The sequence below is a fragment of the Paenibacillus sp. FSL M8-0212 genome (assembly GCF_038004645.1).
GTDB lineage: Bacteria > Bacillota > Bacilli > Paenibacillales > Paenibacillaceae > Paenibacillus.
On sequence record NZ_JBBORP010000001.1, the window covers coordinates 1,030,651 to 1,048,996 of the forward strand.

The 18,346-nt window shown below is 48.7% G+C and carries 22 protein-coding genes; 2 read left to right on the forward strand and 20 right to left on the reverse strand.

Annotated elements, in window-relative coordinates; genetic code table 11:
* Positions 1 to 50 precede the first annotated feature (50 nt).
* The 15 genes from MKX68_RS04750 to MKX68_RS04820 all read right to left on the reverse strand — a co-directional run bounded on the left by MKX68_RS04750 (position 51) and on the right by MKX68_RS04820 (position 11,864).
* Complete coding sequence (locus MKX68_RS04750) at positions 51 to 1,223, reverse strand: tail fiber protein (protein ID WP_340909551.1); 1,173 nt, start codon at positions 1,221 to 1,223, stop codon at positions 51 to 53.
* The gene (locus MKX68_RS04755) at positions 1,223 to 1,813 is read right to left on the reverse strand and encodes a YmfQ family protein (protein WP_340909554.1); all 591 of its coding nucleotides are present in this window, start codon (positions 1,811 to 1,813) and stop codon (positions 1,223 to 1,225) included. Before MKX68_RS04755 ends, MKX68_RS04750 begins: the two co-directional genes overlap by 1 nt.
* Positions 1,773 to 2,039: a hypothetical protein gene (locus tag MKX68_RS04760; RefSeq protein WP_340909557.1), complete on the reverse strand. Its 267-nt coding sequence runs from the start codon at positions 2,037 to 2,039 to the stop codon at positions 1,773 to 1,775. The genes MKX68_RS04755 and MKX68_RS04760 overlap by 41 nt, the downstream gene beginning before the upstream one ends.
* Positions 2,032 to 3,171 (reverse strand): baseplate J/gp47 family protein, encoded by a 1,140-nt coding sequence (locus MKX68_RS04765; RefSeq protein WP_340909560.1) that lies wholly within the window; start codon positions 3,169 to 3,171, stop codon positions 2,032 to 2,034. The genes MKX68_RS04760 and MKX68_RS04765 overlap by 8 nt, the downstream gene beginning before the upstream one ends.
* A gap of 4 nt (positions 3,172 to 3,175) precedes the next feature.
* On the reverse strand, positions 3,176 to 3,631 hold the full coding sequence (locus tag MKX68_RS04770) for a DUF2634 domain-containing protein (protein WP_340909562.1): 456 nt from the start codon (positions 3,629 to 3,631) through the stop codon (positions 3,176 to 3,178).
* A complete protein-coding gene (locus tag MKX68_RS04775) occupies positions 3,624 to 4,034 on the reverse strand; it encodes a hypothetical protein (RefSeq protein WP_145146389.1) in 411 nt (136 codons plus the stop codon). Before MKX68_RS04775 ends, MKX68_RS04770 begins: the two co-directional genes overlap by 8 nt.
* Positions 4,027 to 5,016 (reverse strand): XkdQ/YqbQ family protein, encoded by a 990-nt coding sequence (locus MKX68_RS04780; protein ID WP_340909565.1) that lies wholly within the window; start codon positions 5,014 to 5,016, stop codon positions 4,027 to 4,029. The genes MKX68_RS04775 and MKX68_RS04780 overlap by 8 nt, the downstream gene beginning before the upstream one ends.
* The gene (locus tag MKX68_RS04785; RefSeq protein WP_340915284.1) at positions 5,013 to 5,645 is read right to left on the reverse strand and encodes a LysM peptidoglycan-binding domain-containing protein; all 633 of its coding nucleotides are present in this window, start codon (positions 5,643 to 5,645) and stop codon (positions 5,013 to 5,015) included. The genes MKX68_RS04780 and MKX68_RS04785 overlap by 4 nt, the downstream gene beginning before the upstream one ends.
* 56 nt (positions 5,646 to 5,701) lie before the next feature.
* The gene (locus tag MKX68_RS04790) at positions 5,702 to 7,441 is read right to left on the reverse strand and encodes a hypothetical protein (RefSeq protein ID WP_340909568.1); all 1,740 of its coding nucleotides are present in this window, start codon (positions 7,439 to 7,441) and stop codon (positions 5,702 to 5,704) included.
* Positions 7,442 to 7,465: 24 nt separating this feature from the next.
* Complete coding sequence (locus tag MKX68_RS04795) at positions 7,466 to 7,609, reverse strand: hypothetical protein (protein WP_162842432.1); 144 nt, start codon at positions 7,607 to 7,609, stop codon at positions 7,466 to 7,468.
* Positions 7,610 to 7,623: 14 nt separating this feature from the next.
* The gene (locus MKX68_RS04800) at positions 7,624 to 8,058 is read right to left on the reverse strand and encodes a phage tail assembly chaperone (protein ID WP_017690174.1); all 435 of its coding nucleotides are present in this window, start codon (positions 8,056 to 8,058) and stop codon (positions 7,624 to 7,626) included.
* A 294-nt stretch (positions 8,059 to 8,352) separates the two neighbouring features.
* Entirely contained in the window at positions 8,353 to 8,760 is a 408-nt protein-coding gene (locus MKX68_RS04805) for a phage tail tube protein (RefSeq protein ID WP_036611426.1), read from the reverse strand.
* Positions 8,761 to 8,940: 180 nt separating this feature from the next.
* Entirely contained in the window at positions 8,941 to 10,404 is a 1,464-nt protein-coding gene (locus MKX68_RS04810) for a phage tail sheath subtilisin-like domain-containing protein (protein WP_340909572.1), read from the reverse strand.
* Complete coding sequence (locus tag MKX68_RS04815) at positions 10,404 to 10,604, reverse strand: hypothetical protein (RefSeq protein WP_017690177.1); 201 nt, start codon at positions 10,602 to 10,604, stop codon at positions 10,404 to 10,406. Before MKX68_RS04815 ends, MKX68_RS04810 begins: the two co-directional genes overlap by 1 nt.
* 288 nt (positions 10,605 to 10,892) lie before the next feature.
* Positions 10,893 to 11,864, reverse strand: a complete 972-nt coding sequence (locus MKX68_RS04820) for a hypothetical protein (protein ID WP_340909574.1) — start codon at positions 11,862 to 11,864, stop codon at positions 10,893 to 10,895.
* A gap of 387 nt (positions 11,865 to 12,251) precedes the next feature.
* Here MKX68_RS04820 and MKX68_RS04825 point away from each other — a divergent pair, with 387 nt between their 5' ends.
* Positions 12,252 to 12,596, forward strand: coding sequence for a YfjL-like protein (locus MKX68_RS04825; RefSeq protein ID WP_340909576.1), 345 nt, complete (start codon positions 12,252 to 12,254; stop codon positions 12,594 to 12,596).
* A 4-nt stretch (positions 12,597 to 12,600) separates the two neighbouring features.
* On the opposite strand, the gene MKX68_RS04830 is transcribed toward MKX68_RS04825, so the two are convergent.
* On the reverse strand, positions 12,601 to 14,451 hold the full coding sequence (locus tag MKX68_RS04830) for a DUF4127 family protein (protein WP_340909579.1): 1,851 nt from the start codon (positions 14,449 to 14,451) through the stop codon (positions 12,601 to 12,603).
* 345 nt (positions 14,452 to 14,796) lie between these two features.
* On the opposite strand from MKX68_RS04830, the gene MKX68_RS04835 reads away from it, so the two are divergent.
* Positions 14,797 to 15,279, forward strand: coding sequence for a hypothetical protein (locus MKX68_RS04835; RefSeq protein WP_091015510.1), 483 nt, complete (start codon positions 14,797 to 14,799; stop codon positions 15,277 to 15,279).
* A gap of 93 nt (positions 15,280 to 15,372) precedes the next feature.
* Here MKX68_RS04835 and MKX68_RS04840 read toward each other — a convergent pair whose 3' ends face one another.
* The 4 genes from MKX68_RS04840 to MKX68_RS04855 form a co-directional block, all read right to left on the reverse strand.
* The gene (locus MKX68_RS04840) at positions 15,373 to 16,332 is read right to left on the reverse strand and encodes a hypothetical protein (protein WP_445671062.1); all 960 of its coding nucleotides are present in this window, start codon (positions 16,330 to 16,332) and stop codon (positions 15,373 to 15,375) included.
* 293 nt (positions 16,333 to 16,625) lie between these two features.
* Positions 16,626 to 17,261 carry a VOC family protein gene (locus MKX68_RS04845; RefSeq protein WP_340909585.1) on the reverse strand — a complete coding sequence of 212 codons (636 nt, stop codon included), beginning with the start codon at positions 17,259 to 17,261 and terminating at the stop codon, positions 16,626 to 16,628.
* Positions 17,258 to 17,716 carry a VOC family protein gene (locus MKX68_RS04850; RefSeq protein WP_338591805.1) on the reverse strand — a complete coding sequence of 153 codons (459 nt, stop codon included), beginning with the start codon at positions 17,714 to 17,716 and terminating at the stop codon, positions 17,258 to 17,260. The genes MKX68_RS04845 and MKX68_RS04850 overlap by 4 nt, the downstream gene beginning before the upstream one ends.
* Positions 17,717 to 17,763: 47 nt before the next feature.
* Positions 17,764 to 18,339, reverse strand: a complete 576-nt coding sequence (locus MKX68_RS04855) for an NADPH-dependent FMN reductase (RefSeq protein ID WP_339785740.1) — start codon at positions 18,337 to 18,339, stop codon at positions 17,764 to 17,766.
* Positions 18,340 to 18,346: the final 7 nt, after the last annotated feature.

Consider the following 18,346-nt stretch of genomic DNA (forward strand, 5'->3'; position numbering starts at 1 on the left):
TTAGTGTAATGAATATAATTACTAGTGTTATCCTATAGTTTTAAAAAACATTACTTAAAGACCTGTCCACCTTTTATGATACTAAATGGAGCGCTTGAAGCAGTGTAGTTATCTAAAATTAATATAGATGCACTTATATCACCACCAAAAGCGTTATTAGTTCCAGATACACTTTCAAATGTTGCGAAGCTACCTTGATGTAAAGTGAAAGGTATCTGTTGATTAGAGAATTTGCAATTAAATAAATATAGAGATTGAACTTTGGAAGCCCACAAGTAGCCTAACCCTTTAGTAATTTTGTGGACATGGAGAAGGGATAAATTCCTGCAACTTTGAGCAGTTATTGAATAATAATCACTCTCAATTTCAAGTGGTGTACTCCAATTACCATTAATTAAAATTTCACAACTACAATCATCAAATGAAAACCCACCTTTTAATTTAATTTTAGGATCAAAAGCGATATGAATTGGTCCACCATGGAAATCTTTTAAACTTACTGACTCCGTAAATACTCCAGTGTCATCTGAGGTCCCCCTTTCAACCTTAATCGTTCTCCTACCAGCATTAAACTTCTTTAAAGAGTTTACTGCTGACTGTATTGTTGAAAACTGAGCGTTAGGAGTACCTTTTCCGACAGTAATCGTAATATCAGAACTTCGCAAATCGGCTTCTTTAGTTAAGTCTGAAGCTACTGCAACTCTCGCATCCCTAACCGCCTTCTCCGTCGCAGCCAAATCTTCACGGGTCCCATCAACTGCATTGGACAGTTGGACGATACCCTTATCTGTTAAGGATGCATCATTAATAACGATTTCTCCGAGTTTCTGATCGGTGTATTCCTTTACCTCTTCAATATCGTCCGTTGTAGGTACTTTTTTCCATGGACCCCATCCGACATAGTAGTTCCTTTGAAAAACTTGTAGGTTACTCGGTTCAAAGGTTGTTAGAGTTTGGACCACACCAGCATGTCTTTCTATCGTCAAATGAAAGGCTACTCCTACTGGAGAATTAGCTAAAGTTCCTACTGTGGCGTTCGTTGGGCAATAATATTCCCCTTCTGTGATATAGCTATTAAGATCAGATTCCGCAGGTATAAGGATGGATTCACGTGTCGCCACACCAGCATCAATCTTTTCAAAAATCCCGTTAATACTCTCCCGGGTCACATTCTCGTTCCCCAAGGGAAGAGGCAATTTCAGTCGATCTGTTTCTTTTGGCATTACGCCCACACCTCCAGTTCATTCCACGTCAAGGACGCGGCGTCCAGTTCATCCCATGTTTTCTGCTTCTTGTCCAGATCGTCCCAGACCAGATAGCGATACTCATATTCCACGGCCATATGGGCCGGTTTCAATTCCTCAATCGCCTGTTTGAGATCTTCGATATTGGGCGGGATGCCCATCGTATCCACAAAGCTCACCGTAAAACTCCATGCTTCCGGTTGAAACGTTACATCCACTTTGCCCCCGGCATATGCCTCGGCCACGTTCGCAACCAGCCTGCCAGAGAATTTCCCGGCCCCACGCAGCTTCGACTCCACTACGGCACGCCTCTGTTCCACAGGTTTGAGACGATCCGTCTCAATGCCAAGCTCCTGCTCCCAGAAGTCTAGCCCCCACGTCGCTGTACGGACAAAAAACTGCTCCAACGTCTCATCCAGCGCCTGGTACAGCAGATCCATCTCGGTGCCTTTGGTCTGCATATCGGCCTGCATAACGCGCGAAGTCTCATAATAATTGGGTAAATACGAGAACAGCTCCCGCCCTTTCTCACTCGTCAGTCCAGCATCTACAGTAGAAGGAGCACTCATGACCAGCATCCTCCTTTCCATTCACATCAACGTATACTGCTTCGCTCAAATGCTGCGTTCCCGAGTGGCGTACCGCACGACCCAAGCACTCTTCCTGCCCGCTGCTCTCTTCATTTCCAGCTGAACCGAATGCCGCATAGTCAGAACATTCCCGATGTCCCATACTGCCTTCATCGCCGCACTCCCTAACTACTTCCTCATCCACCATCTGCCCAACACTACTCATGCACATCCACCGTCCCCAGCACGGCCACCTGACTCGCGGTCATCTCGATATTTTGGTCACTCACACCGTTCACGGTAAGCTCCGAATAGTCGATAATTGGTGGAATGTCCAGCAGTATTGCGGCAATCCGGGTGTAGCGTACAAGCGGATCGGCAAAAGCCAACTGTTTCAAGTACGCGGTCACCCCGCGTTCGATCAATGCCCGCACATCGGCCAATGTCGCATCACTGGCAAGCGTCAGTTTCACCTGAATATTCATCGGCACTTCTTCGGCTGGCATCACGGACACCACTGGCCCCGCGGGCGCAACTCCTTCACCTTGTCCATCCTGCGTTGGATCTACGTACTTCTGTACGGCCGCTACCAGATCGGTTCCCGCAGCGCGCTTTTCCGTGTCCAGCAGATACAATCCCACCGTTCCAGGCCCTTGCCATAACGGAATAACACGCGTTGCGCCAACACCTGGCACTTCACTGGCCCATTGCACATATTGCGATTTGTTGCCGCTTGTCCCTTGGTTGCGGACTTTGGCATAAAAACGTTCCAGCAGCGCCGTATCGGCCTCAATATCTGCACCGCCTTTGATCACCTCAACGTTCGTGACAGAGGTCACGCCACCTACAGGTGTAGACAACACAGTTACCGTGCCCGCAGGCACATTGCTCTCTTTTCCGGCAACAAGCGCTCGCACGCCTACCACCCCGGAGCCCTCAGCATCCAGTTCCACACGTCCTACCGTCTCATATTCGAGCGAAGCTTCAGCAGATACTTCATCCGCGAGCGTAGCTACGACCGTTCCAGCAGGCACCACTTTCCCCGGCGTACCCACGAATCTCACAGCACCCTGAGCTGCCACAGCAGCTCGCCGCGTAATACCGTGCTCTCCCGCCCGCAGATCCAGCTCTTCCGAACGAAAATTCGGATCACTGCTCGCAGCCGTACTTGCAAACCCCCGCCGCAGTAATTCCTGCGCCCACAACGCCGCCTCAGACAGCATAAACGCTACCGGAGCTTCCGCATCCCACAGGAACGAACCCTCCGACTTATCCAGATCCGCGGGCAGACGATCCAGCATACGCTGCATAATCTGTTCCTCCGTCTGGTCCTCCAAATAACGCGGAATCTCAGCCATCCCGTCAGATCACCTCACTTTCCAGAATAAACATCTCTTCCTGCACACTCGCCACCCGGCACGAGAACATGCACTGCTCCCGATTCCAATCAAACGTAAACTGGTCTACCGAATCCGTGCGTGGATCAGCCAGCAACGTCTCCGTTACCATCCGGGTAATCTCACTTTCCATCACACCCCGACTGTCGCCCTGCCCCACCAGATCCTCCAGCTCCGAACCATAGTTCCGGGAATAGATCACATGTCTGTAACGTGGAGTTTTCACGGCCTTAATGCACCACTGCACCCAGGCTCCATGCCCACCAGCCGCAGCGACTTTGCCACTTGGAGTCAGTACAAAATCTCCTGCATCGTAATCGAATCGCCAGCTCCGCCCAAAGCGAACCTCTTCCGAAGTCGCCCCCGACAGATCCTCCTCATCTCCCCAGACCACACCCGTTTCCGGGAACAAACTAGGCATGCGCACTCACCACCTTACACAGCACCACAATGTCGTTACCGCCATTCACCCGCATCGCCAGTACGCGATCTCCCGCCTTCAATCCTTTACCAAGAGACCACACCGCTTCTTCCACTTCCTCTTCTTGCAAAAGAAACCGTCCCGTGCCCGTCGTTCCGCCGTTTGCCACGTCAGATATACCCGAGATCGCGCCAGTAGCCTCGCGCTCCGGCAATCCAAGCGTGCCCGGCAACTCGGCCACGAGATAATCCTGCACTTCGTGCTTGAAATCATCCAGCTTCACGCCGGATGAGGTCATCGTACCCAAAACCGCGCCCAGACCACTCACGGCCTGACGGGAATGTGTACTCATCGCACCCCGCATAACGTCGGCAAAATGCCCATACGGATCATCTTTATTCAAGGTAAACCCTCCTTTTCACCAGCTCAGCCGTCCCCAGCTCCAACGTCATTGTTCCAGGCCCGGCAGACAGATCACGGCTTACCGACATGACGATCAACTTCAGCCCTTTTAACAACACTGCGTCCCCGGCGCGAATCGTATTGATATCCGGAGCGGAGATTGTAAACGTCTCCTGAATACCTGTGAGCTTGCTTTTTGCCAGCTTCTTCGCGGCGGCGGCTGTTTTCACCTGATCATCCTCGATCAGTTTTTGCAACGTACCTAGCTGCTCCGTATCACTCTGCTCAATCGCCAGCACTTTCGAAGGTACCTCTTTGCCACTACCACCGGACTCCGACGCTGCCATCACTTTAACTTTGGTAACCGCCCCTTCGAGCGTACGCATCTGGGTAAGATCAATCAGCCGATCCAGCTCATACACCTTCGCATTACTTCCCACCTTAAAAAGCTGCAAACCGCCGGGTGTCATCCGTGGATGATACATGTCCCCGCCGGACTTCGCCGTTTCTTTCAGATCGGCAAACATCATCGAGAAAATCGTCTGTGACCGATAGACGGCTTTGCCCAGCTTTGTCTTGGTATCCGGCAGCGTGCCGTATGGAATCTTCCACTCTTTGGCGTAGGTTTTGAGTCGTTGCGTAGCGGTCTGATCCTTCGGCAACAGGAACTCGTCCTCTGATTTTTCCAGATAAATCATTCGGTCGTACACCGTGAGAGACAGCCGCTTGGTGCCGCTGTTGGAACTCTCCACCTCCCAGATGACCGCAGGATGCAGCAAATGAACCATGGATTTTTCACCAAAAGGAACCCCGCTAATCCGCACCGCCATCCCAGGTGAGATCGAAGGCAGACCAGAAGACGCAGAAACCGCCAGCCGGATGTTGGCCTGATAGGCAATCTGGTCGAGCGAATCCTTTAGCGTAATCGTTTCCACCAGCTTGGTGATGTCATATTTGTCGTCGACAATGACCTTGTAGGTCATGGCATCACCAGCTTTTGCCCGGGCTTGATCCGGTTCGGATCACTCCCGATGATCTTTGCGTTGAGCTTGTAGATCTCGTTCCATTTGGAACTGCTGCCCAGCTCAAGCTTTGCTATTTTGGAGAGGGAGTCGCCAGATTTGACGGTGTAAGTCTTGCTGTTCTTTTTCAAATCGGTACGCGAACCTGACTTGCTCGCGGATGCCGCAGAGCCCACCTTCTCCACCTTGGAATCCCGCCATGTGCGCAAGGTCAGGTCGAAGTAAATATCTCCTGTCTCCCCCCCACGAAAGCTCGAATTAAGCGAAACAATAAAAACAGGCACGTTCACGCCCGTCTCTGAAATGATGAGGCGCAGCGGCTTTTTGGAGATCAGAAATGTGTTCAGGACATTCATCGCTACACGCGGATCCAGAAAAGATTTTTCATCCATGCAATAGGACGGATCAAATCTTTTTGGAAAAAAAGAAGAGAAGGTGATCTCCTTCACCTTCTCCCCTTGTGCAAAATCAAACTCGCCATGCTCCAACATATTGACCGTTTCATACCCTTTGGACCTGGAAATATTAACTTCTTCAGGGTTCACTGGGAATTGAAATGGAGTGTTGCCGTCCTTCAACGTAAATGACATTTTGTTAGGACCAACTTTATCTTCAAATACTGACATATCTGCGGCCTCCTTTCTGCTTAGGCCATAATTGTTTTGCGATTTTGCATCGCACGACGAAACTCGTTAGAGATCCGTTGCCCCACCTGATGACTCACAGCATCATAATCAATGGCGTTCTCACGCACCGTCACCTGTACTGTACCTGGCGCGATATTCACTGCAATCTGATTGGTAGTTTCGGTTTTGAAATCCTTCAAGTATCCGGACAGACTGCTCATCTGGTCTTCAGATATCTGTACCGTCATCGTGGACGATTTCCCATTCGTCTGCGCACCGTTACCAAGCGCCATCGCTTGGCTCTGCATCATGCTTGTTCCCATGAATCCAGCAGATGTAGGTTGACCGACTTTGCTGTTCATATAAGCCGTTGGGCCTGTCATGGTCAGTGTCGGTGGCATATAGGCAGGTGCCATCTGCGGGCCTGTTGCAACTGGAGACGGTGCAGCCACCGTTGCTGCCGAGACAGTCTTTTCTTCTTTTTTGGAACCAAATCCAAAGAAGCCGGATATGCCATCCGTGATTTTTTTTGTTTTCTCAGAAACATAATCAGCTGCACCCGACAATGCATCCCCTACACCCTCGGTAGCACTAGACATAAAGTTTCCAATATCCTTCGCTTTGTCTCCAATCCAGCCGCCTGCTGCACTTCCGGCCCAACCACCTACTGCACCACCAACCCATGTCCCGATGCCAGGCAAAAGAACGCTACCGATGGCGCTACCAATCGCAGTACCTGCTGTGCCGCCAATCATCGAACCCACAGCACGGCCACGCTCTTCCGGGGGTGCTGTCGCTAAATTTGCCACATCAGCAAGCATGCTGATGGGTCCAAGCAACCTTTTTGCCCCTTTGGCAAAACCACTACTTAAATTATCCATCAATCCATTACCAGCCAGCATGTCGGTTAAAGATCCCAATCCACCATCCGCAAATCCTAATCTACCGCTTCCTCGTATTCTTCTACCGCCTCCCCTATTACGGTTGCGATCGGGCGGAGGAGTTGGAGTATCAGGTACAGGATTGGGTACTGGTGATGGGCCCCGGTTCGAACGATTACTAGACCTTCTACCGCTTCGGTAATTTCGTCTTCCACGATCTGATCCACCACCATCCGCATTCGGTGAACGAACTCTACGGTTTTTGCCCATCTTTCCACCTGTGCAACAGCAGCATTTGGATGCTGGACTTCTGGTTGGATCTGATGCAGGACTTTCTTCTTTTTTCTTTTTGAACAATTTAAAAATATCTCCTACATTAAAGGCTGCATCCTTCAAATCATTGAATGCTTGGACCGCTGCAAGTACGTTTTCCCACCACTTTTTAGGTTCTTCTTCCTTCGTATTATTAGTAATGTTTTTGTTGTTCTGGATCACGACAGCCATAGTTGGGCCAGTTGGCCCACCTTTGCCCATCGCCACTTCGATCTTCTGCCGAACCTCAAACGATACTGTTCCCGAAGCCGTAACCAACTGGTCCCTGAAACTATTCAGTTTCGCCCATGCGCGATCCAGTGCAGGACTGAGCTTATCAATCAACCCAATCGTCGGTGTAATTCGCAGCCTGCTGATTCGCACAGCCATACTATAAATATGCTCCAACCTGCGTCCTGTCGTTCTCAGTTCATTGTTCACCTTAATCAGACTCTGATAACGAACTCTGCCCAGACGTTCGGTTGAGCGTTGGATCTGATCCAGATAACGAAGGGTTGTCCGCATTTCCGCATTAGATTTAGACAAACCTACAATCATTTCTGCCATTATTTCACCTCCTGCCTTATATCGTTATCGATTCATTTGCGAGGTTATTGCTGCCATCTCTTCTTCCGAGAACGCAATCAACAGCGAGCGCTCCCCGCGTGGCAAAGACCAGAACTCTCCGGGCCGGAGATGATGACGCACCCACATATGATACAGGAACGTGGTCATCCCGCCGGAGTGAATCAGTTTTTTAGGTCTTCAATCTCCACACCGAAGCCGGACAGCTCCAGCACTTTATCACCTACAGCATCCAATTCACCCGCGAGCAACATACGACGTACCGCCTGTTCTCCACCGGACAACTTCATGCGACCGGTAATCCGGGTGTCACCCCAGCCGGACAATTCCAGGCTGCGGACTTTCAATTTCACCGTTGCTTCGGAAATGAGCAGCGCGTTAAACGTTTCGGTGTCCACCTTTTCCTCGGTGCGGCCTTTGGTCGTTTTACGAATCGTACAGCGTTCGCGAATGTGATCCACTTTGGAAGACGTCAGTCCACGCAAGGTCAACAACAAATCCAGACGCTGAATGCGTACATTCTCCTCTGGCAAACGTTCTGCAGCTTCAAACAACTGATCCAAAATCTGTTCTTCGGACATATTTTCATTCATACTCATTGGGTGTTATCTCCTTCTTGTTCACATTTGGTAATCATAATGTTACACTAGCCACTCCGATGACAGAATAACCTTCCGATCGCTGTTATCCCCAGATTTTTTTGATTCCCCTCTTCAAGGGAAAATCCGGGGATAGCCTATGCTTCCGATGCAGCTTTCTTTCAGAAAGCTTTTAGGCGAACGCTCCGCTTCTTCACGTTATTTCTGTCCTCTCCGTTATCGTGCAGATACTAAATTTGCTTTAAGTAGACAACAAAGAGACCGAGATCATCTCGGCCTCCATTAAAGTCCTTTTTAGTTCGCCACAATTGGATTCAGCAATTCAAATCCTTCAAATGTAAAGCCCGTTTCCTCCGGTACTTCCTCACCCGCTGTCCAGTTGGCAAGCTGGATTTTGTCCACCATGCAACCTCTCAGCAATACACTTTCATGTCCATATGATTCAGGGTCATTCAGCTTGGAAATAATCTCGAATTTGGTGAAGCCACGCTGGATCATATCCGAAGTGACTTTGTAGCCCGTCATCGTGCCTGTTCCTTTTTTCGCGCCATTCTTGTGCACCTTCCAGTCGTTACCAACCAGGTTCAGCTCACGCTTTTCAATCTCCACACTCGCTTCCAGCTTGTTAATGTTTGTCTGCCACACACCATCGATATGCAACTGACCATGGGTACCGAGAATTACTCTTGACGCATCCAACATATATTTTCCTCCTTGGGTTGGTTGAACTAATAAATATTACACGGTATAACTCCGCAGTCAGAACAATCTTCCGAGCGCTTCGCTTCTTTAGATTTTTTCTGCCCTCTCCGTTATCGTGTAAACCATCAGTTCAACATATAGTAATTATTCTAGAAAACGGTTCTTTCCGCTCACACAACCTTATTGCACGTAAAATGTACCAAACAACTGCTCCATCACATCCGTCAGCTTCACATTCCATTGCAGGAATACTTGATCTGCTTCCGGTTTGAGAACTGGTGCCGCGCCATAATATGCCGGGTCAAGAATGACATCATAACCGTCAGCTTCAATCACATTGCTCTGTGCGAGCAGCGCCAAATAGGCCTTCATGGCACTAATCAACGCCTGACGACCCTCTTCGGTATTGTTTACTTTACCGATATACGTATCTTCCGCAGAACGTTGCAGATCCGTGTTGATGGCGTCCAACACACGAATGGAACGGATTTTTTTCCACGCATTATTCTGTCCAGCGGCCGGGGTTACCAGTGTGTTTACACCGCGAAGTGCTTTCACCTGACGACCATCATGGAAGAAAATAAATACGCCATTCTGTACCGCCTGTTCCTGTTCTACACGCGTCCAGCGACGTGTCACATCATCGAACGGAGTAGCTGCATAGGTTGTGGATTGGTTCAGACGTTGTCCGGCGATCAGACCTGCAACATAGGCGGATGTTTCCGCCGAGCTGTAGAATGCATCTCCAAGGCGCACGCCTGTACCGACATTAATCACACCTTCATGGTTCAGCGCAAGCGAACGTGATGCTGCTTTTTGTGCTGCTGTAGCAGAAGTGTCATCCGCTGCGGAACCACCAAATACAGCCACCACCGGTTTACCTTCACTACGCACACGTTTCACCCATGCAGCAAAACTCGCAAGCAGAGGTGCGTCTGCCGCCTGATCCAAAGCCAAGACATCGAATTGCTCCCCTTCCAACGCACCTTGCACAGCAATATACTCTGCATTGGTCAGGTCATCGTTACCACTTACGCCACCTTTGAATGCCGCACCCGCAATTGTTGCAACTACACCTGCACCATCGCCAATCGCCTGCGCCGTCACCCAGACATTTTGTTCATCCGCGTTAATCTCTTTTGCCAGAGAAGCTGCCGTAATATCCGCTGTCAGGAGCGCATACAACATCCGATTACCTTCAAAAAGGCGCACTTCATGCTTCGTATTATCAATCACACCCGGCTGGATGGTGACGTAGAACCCATTCGCACGATCCCCCGGATACTTCGCATCCAGTTGCAGCACATTGGCATCACTGCTGTCTTTCAAAGTAAGCGTAGCAACTTTAGCCGCAGCACTTGCTACACGATAAGCGAGCAACTTCTTCGGCCCACCCAACAGGGCGAGCTTCAAGGACGTATAAGCCGTACCGTTGTCCAGCACATTCGCCGCATAGATACGTTCAATCGCCGCTTCGCTCCCTACTTCAACAAAAGTCCCCACAGGACCCCAGTTGGCCTTGACTGGCACAACGACGGTTCCCCGCGTACCCGCTTGAATGGCCGAAGATGCTGCCGCCTGAAAATTCATATATAAGCCCGGAAGGACCGGACGATTCGTTTGCTCCCAATTTCCACCTGCCATTATCCCTTCACCTTCGCTTTCATAAATTGGTTAATTCGTTCTTGCGTTTCTTCAATGGAAAACGTCTCTTGCGCCGCTTCGTACAGCGCACCGTACAGCACCTCTGCCTTAACGGCAAAGAGGGCTTCTGCATGATTCATCAGTTCTGCCCGTGTATACCGCGGGGCTGTCTGTTTGCTTTTTTTCACTGAGCTTGCCATTGCCATCTCACCTCATTTGTTGGACTACTAATTTTGTGAATTGATGAACTTATTGCTATGATTTCCGAGCTACGAGCTACAAGCTACAAACTTAAAGCTTTAAGTTTCAGGCTTTAATTCTAATCTTGGAACTTTGACCTTTAAGCTTGATCTATGAATTTTTGATCCTATGAACCTATGAATTTGAAGCTATAATGTTGAAGCTACATCTATCATTCCAAAACTACATTCTCATTCTAAAGTTATCATCTGGAACCACCTGTGATGGAGTTCCTCTGGGCACAACTTTTACTCCATCCCTTTACTATGGTGAATCTCACGAATCAAAGGTACATTCGTACCCGGACGACGAATTCGCTGTTGCAACGTCAGGCGAATCTGTCCGTTCAGATAGGCATCTGCCTGTAAATCTGCCGTGACTTCATCCACTGTGATATATCGCGTGTTACCTTCCTGCTCTTCGCCACCCGTTTCAGTGACGGCAACACGAGATTGGACCGCAAGTTGCTCTACCAACCGAGTAACGGTCTGGCGTGTTAACACCGAATGATCGGAGAGCACATGCCCAATCCACTGTTGTCGAACCTCTAATGCCGAAGTGCCCGCCACAGACGTGCTGCATCCGGCCAATCGCCATAACACAGATGGCATCTCATATCCTCCAGGCCAGACCTCACCATATACCGACCAGTTCGAGCCAAGCTCTTGCTGTGTCCAGTCTTGAAGCGCAGCTAGCCACGCGTCACCTGTTTCAGCGAGGACAGCTCCCGAGTCTTCGGGAACATACACTCCGAACCGCAGACTGCGCGTAAGCATGCCAGACCCTGCATCCACCCGGTCACTATCTGAAGAACCCAGATAGATACAAGTAAAGGACTCACCTGCTTCATCCACCAGCCTTACTTGATGCAACCCTTCGATTAGAAGGGCTGACCAAGCTTCCACTTGTTCAGCGCCTCCATCTTCCGGACGAGCGTATGGTGAGATTTTGATGATCCGTCGATATCCCGCCCAAGCAGACTTCGGCACTTCTTCGGCAAACGCAACCACTGCACAAGGCCCGGTTAACACTGCGCCTGACGCAGGTACATCGAGTACATGACCGTCCCAATCTGGAACAAGTACCGCGAGTTTCTGTTTCAGCGTTTTTTTAATGAGCGTACTCATTTTACTGGTACTCACGGTAGTGCTAATTTCATTTCTCATAGACACATTCATTTCGCCCCCTTTGGCTGCAAGTTTGAGATCTGCCCACACCATGCAGCGTCAATGCAGCAGCAGTAGGCTCCCCCTTTTAACTCAGAGTCTGTATTCCGACCGAACCAGTACCGGGACTAATTCACCGCATCAAAAAGACCGGCCACTTGGCCGGTCTGTACATTAGCGTATGTGCTTTCGGTGCGTCCCTTGTTATTGATCCGATAATACAATCTTATACCCTTTTATTCCTAGCGCGGATGGTGTTCCGTACGACTTCGGTGCGATTAAGGGCGTCGTTCGGGTGGAAAAAAGACGATTCTGGAAGCATCATTTTAAAGAATAAATAATTAAGCATTAAGATCAAAAAAAATTGATAAATTTATCCAAATATATTAATATTTCATTATCAAATTCGTTGTCGCTTACGTAAAAGAAGGAGAAATACCTATGAGTAAAACTTTCAAGATCACTTCACTTGTCATCTTATCATTTATACTCGGGATATCCTGCTGGGCTTACATCGGACTGCTTGGTAATCCGCTCAAGAAAAATGATGCTGAACAACAGGTAACCACTTACCTGATTGAACAGAAAGGTTACTCACCCGAACAGCTTATCGAAGTACAAGGTACTTACTCCTCAAAAAGTTCTGAAGCACCTTACGGTGCCTCAGTAACATTTGCGGATGAACTCGAAGCGAAGTATCAATATATCATTTTTAACAACGGAGAGATTAAGCAGTACAGTCATACCAGTGATGATCCCAAACATGAGGAGCCCATGGTGAGATAACCGTTTAGTTCAGCGTAACTTGCGGGTTCAACGTAATCTCAAATGCACGCCCCCAAATGAAATCGGGATTCGCATATTCCAGCAGCGCACTAGCATATGTCGCGTAGGACAATTCGTCATTACAGATCTGCTTAATCGCCACATTTCCTGTCTGGAAGGCTGTCTTATTCCCGAGTGCCGTTGTGTAAGTTTGCATCAAGTCACGGAGCAATGTTTGCAAATGGGCATAGTCTTCCTCTGAGTTGAACAGCAACATATTTTGATCCGAAAGTGTAGCCACGTTGGTATACAGCGCATGGGCTCGGGAATACGTGCGGATGTCCGCAATCGCTACCGCTTTGTAGTAATAATCCTTCAGGAATCGCTTAAACAACAGCGAGCCATGCGCATTCATAGCATCTCGCAACTTATGCTCATGCTTCTCTGTTGTGATTAACGCGTACCTCGACTGCCCCATACCTACAGCAATACCGATCTTGTTACCTGGTGTATTCCAGGCACTATAACCCAGAACCCGCCCGGTATATGGACTGTTTAGTAACGCTTCGGCAACATCAACATTGGCTGGTCCTTTACCCACAAAATCAATCAATACCGAAGGCAGACCTTGCTCACTATTCAGCGTCAGTTGCTCCAACGCAGCTTGCACCTGATCCAGAGCGGTAATGGCAATAATCTCGATGTCGATGCCCGTGTTCTCTCCGGAATTACCCGGGTGACCCTTCGTCATACGATCCAGTTCGGAGGCCATGTCAAACGGGACAACTTGATCGGCTGCTACAGCCACCAGCTGTTCATTTTCCAAGCCAGCACCCACATCCGTCACCACCTCCGGTTCAGGATATGCCGAATCCGCTACAAGCACACCACCTACAATATCCACATGACGAACCACATTCTCGTGTACATCCATGTATTCATACGTGTTAATGATGGAATTGCCATGAGGACCAAAATACTTCACTGCGTAACGTATCCTCGCCCCACCTCGGAACAACTGGTTAGCCATGCGAGCAACCAAAGCGTGCCCCAGACCATCCGCATCCGGCAAGATGATAGCACGATCTGGATTTTGTCCATTGGTTCCACCCAGCCATTCATTGATCCGCGCTTCTACATATTTGATTTCATTGATCTGAACACCCTGCGTGTTTGCATCGTCGACGCCAACCGCAAGGAAATCGATATAACCTGTGCGAGCCAGTTGATCCAGAATGTATAGATTTGTTTTGAATTTATGTTGTCTTGTATTGTAATACTGTTCTTTATCAAAATAGGTCGTTGCCCCATATTCCACCCCATCTGGGGACAGGTTATAACCTTCGATAATATCCTCAAACTCGGTGTATGTCTGACGTGGCTGCTGCATCAACGCACGGGACTCATTATATGCATCTAGCGCCAAGCCATCTGCAAACGAGGTTGTAGCCAAACGCATGATGGTGTCCATGACAAATACGGGTTTGCGCGGATATTTCTGCTTGATCACGCGGATCACATCCAGCAAACGAGTGGTCTCATCATCATATTCAGGATAGGCGCCCCCTCCATCTTCGCGGAGCTGACGACTGCCAATCAGACCGCCATAGGCGAGCATATCGGATGAGATAATGAATCCGTCGACCTTGGCAGCATGTTTCAGAATAAAGTTGTGAATCTTGGACGGTTTGCCATAAACCGGCGTGGAGGTGCCGAGCAGCGTTGTGCCATCTACGGTTTTCTCCGAGTCCAGACGATTCTTAATATCACTCAGGTTCGGTGTAACGATATGGATACCGGCTGCTTTCCCTTGCACAATTACATCATCCAGATTCGCTGGACGATCATCCAGTGGAACATACAATACTGTTTTCATATCACGTAGCCTCCTGTTATCTGTTTAGTCTTTAATACCCGATCAGGGCAAGGATGCAATCACCGAATTAAAAAACCGGCCCCATGGCCGGTCTGTACTTTAGCGTATGAGCTGTCAGTGTGTCTTCCTTGCTGCTGATCCGATAATACCATTTTACCGCCTTTGCCCACTCGCGCTGATGGAAATCGGGATGAATTACGCATGAATGTGGTCGTCTCCGTGGCGGTTAAATGTCGGTTTCTCGCGAGAAAATCCTATCGACAATCCAACCAAACCCATCCTGATGATGTTTATATGACATAAGTAGCTTTCAAATCCTACGAACAATAAAGGATGGATATGACGATGAAAAAGAGGTATTTCTTCTATCTTTGGATTGCTGTCACCAGTTATATGGCGGGCCCAGCTATGTATGCGTTGGCGATGTACATCTTATATCAGGAAACAGATGTTATAACAACATCTCTGATTGGATGGACCGCGGCAACATTCTTATCCGTTGGTATCCTGTTTATCCTGATCACAGTCATCATGCTACGAGTGTTCAACATCTATTATTTCTGGCTGCAAACCCTGCTCTTCGAGTTGTTTTTCCTTGTCCTCGTCTATATGACCACTGTTCTTCTTGGGGCTGGCAACAGGGGACTGCCCAAGCTGTCCTTTCTATTTACACCCGAAGGCATCTCCTTATGGATGTTCTGGGGGAGTATTGCACTTATGAGTTCCTGGGGAATATGGGCAGCGCGTCAGCCCGTACGAAAATCACCATACATGCTGGTGTCCAGAGTCATGCTGATCCTTTTTATCCTTGAAATTTGGCCCCGTTAAAAAGGTGCAGGCTGCCCACGATTCGGTAAACTAGAATAATGCCTAGAAGGGTGTCCGTCATGACGGACACCCCTTTTGAAATGAATGTTTATCTCACGCGATGATATAACGAAAATTCTCCCATGTTTCCGGTACGGGCTCCCCGTTTTTGGCATGATGATAGAAGCTGAACGGGAATTTAAATATATGACCTCCGTTCCAGTCACGAGAACGTCTATCGGTGAGCCAGTATTCCAGTTCATGGGGAAGCGCCACTGATCGTTCCGCCCGTTCTAGTGGCAGGAGGTCTACGGGTGATTGCAATGTCGGCATCTCCTGTTCAATATCCACATCTCGGCTTAAGCGTAGTGCCTTCACCATGGTAAGGAAAGGCGGAATGCCTTTGTGGAATAATGCCGGATAACCCAATTCATATAATATGTTAAGCGCATGTCCATAGGTCAGCATATGACCAATCAGATCATGATGTGCTTCCGCGTGATATATGGTCTGGAACGCACCAAGCTCATCCAGAATCAGGCGTGACAACTGTGTTGGATCTTCGATCTCGGGGAAACCATCACTCTTTTCCAGCTTCAGATTGCGAATTTCTTTCACGGTTGTGTTCATCCAGGATCTTCCCGGGATGGTTCGATCGAAAGAATCGATCAGTTCAACCAGCCGACCAATGTCCTCCGCAGTGCCCCATCCATCCAGTTCGCGAATGGCTTTCAGGCTGATTGCCCCATAGATGGCCTGGTGTCCAACCCAGTGCAGCTCTCCAATCGTTCGATCCAATGCGTCCGTAATACGCGCTTCAGCATCTTCCCTGGGCATCATTTCACCAATCGGGGAGGTCTGACCAGGGCTGATCCCATGCTGGCGAAGCATGGCTTTTGCTTCGGCCGTAACACTGCCGGCGGCAAGGGCAGTGAGACGATTTTCCCGTACCCAAAAATATGCCGCAATCGCACCCGCCCCATAATGGGCGTGCCACAGATCTCCTGTACGTTCCCGACTGGAAACGATAATCGCAAGTCCCTCTTCCAACAAACGTCGATCCAAGCTTGCCACCACCCTTCATCATATGTAAGCCTGACAGAACAACCTTCCAATCACTGTTATCCCCAGATTTTTTTTCGATCCCCTTTCCTAAGGGAAAATCCGGTGATAAATGTGAGATTATGCTTACGAAGTAGCTTTCTTTCAGAAAGCTTTCAGCTTCGCTTTTTCAGGTTTTTTCTGTCCTCTCCGTTATCGTGTAAATTTAGTTCAACTTATATATCCTAATGAATAAATAAAGCGTTTACTTCTATAACATGATGGAAATGCTCCACATATGCCCGTTTTGCCCCGGAATGCAAAGTTTAGCCGATTCGAAGCCTGCCCAAGTCACGAATGGACACTTCCAGCGGATAGATCTCTGCTTTTTGCTTGGAGAAAAACCACGTCCGATCCTTCTTCACCACAATAAATAAACCATGTACATCTCCTACAGGAGCAAAGGTATCACTAACCTCACCCCAGCGCGTGAGTCCAATCCGCTGAAGCTCATTCACCGTAGACAGAACATCCTCCGTCACCAGTCCAACTTCACACACCTGTAATATATCTTGAGTCGAGAAGTCATGGTCACTCTCGTTTTGAATACGATGATGAGCAATCAGCTCAATAATATTGCCTGCTGGATCTTCAAAATAGAGAGAATGAGAGTCCCAATTAGCAGAGTATGTCTCATCCCGATTTTTTTCCCTGCTTAAAACAACACGTGATGCTGCCCACTGCTTTGCTTCCTTGAACTGATTTGTCGGAATCAACCAGGCCACATGATAAAAGGGCTCATGATCTGTTTCACACGGTTTGAAAATCATCTTTGTCCCTCCAACCTGCAGGTTGAAGGCCTGATCTGTCGCATTGGACACCTCCATTCCCAACGTATCACGATAAAAATGCTTGAGGTCCTCCAGCCGTGTTGTATATAACTGCAATTCTTCGATCATCATACGGCCTTCTCCTGCAACTCCTCCCACTGACTCCATGGCACCATGCCAAGCTCAGGCTTCGCTTCATCCGGGAGCATGGCGATGAATTCAAGCGAGTGACCATCCGGATCGTTAAAATACACAGATACCGCAGGCATCCAGCCAAAGACGTACAGTTCACCGATATCATCATCCAGGAAGTTCTGTGTCTTGATTCCTTTGTTCTCCAAGTGAGCCACCGCATGTTTCATATCCTCCAGAGATACATGAAAAGCAAAGTGCTGACGCTTCACCTCGGAAGGATCCTTTTGCCACAATCCCAGCATGGCATTGCCTTTTCCACCAATCCAGTAGAAGGAGTTCCCACGTTCTTTCTGCCCATAAGCATGGGGTAAACCCAGGACCGTTTCATAGAAATGATGGGATCTCTCCAGATCCGTCACGTTCAAATGTGTTTCAAATATGCCTGTAATCATAATGCTCAACCTCTTTTCCTTTTCCCATTTTTAATCTTCCTTGGTTCTCAACTCATCGTAGAATTCCGCGCATTCGTTAACGTCTGTGCCAGATTTAAAAACGATCCAATAACCCGCTGCACCCGTTCTTCTATATCCTGACTGCCTTCGTACTCTTCGTATCCGTCAAATGTCGCTTCGAATCGTCTGCGCTGCGCACCACCAATGGAGATCCACTCTTGGGCATTGATACCATGCAGATTGCGGACAATCGCTTGCAGTTGTAAAAGTGAACTTACCCCCACCGCTCCACCAGAGGAACTGATGGACAGGACGGGCTTGCCGCTGAAATGAGCCTGACTCAGGTGATCCAGTGCATTTTTGAGCACACCGCTAATACTGCCGTGATACTCTGGTGTAGACAGGATGATGGCATCTGCCGCGAGCATACGTGTGTTCAGGTCTGCCAGATGTTCATGATCCGCCTGCTTTTCATCTGGTGCATAGAATGGAAGTGGTGTCTGATACAGATCAAACAGGCTAGCCTGATGTCCCTGACCGCGAATAATCTCCACAGCATACTCTCCCAGACGTGTACTGGTTGCATTGTTCCGATTGCTGCCTGCCAAAATAACAATCTTCATTCATGTC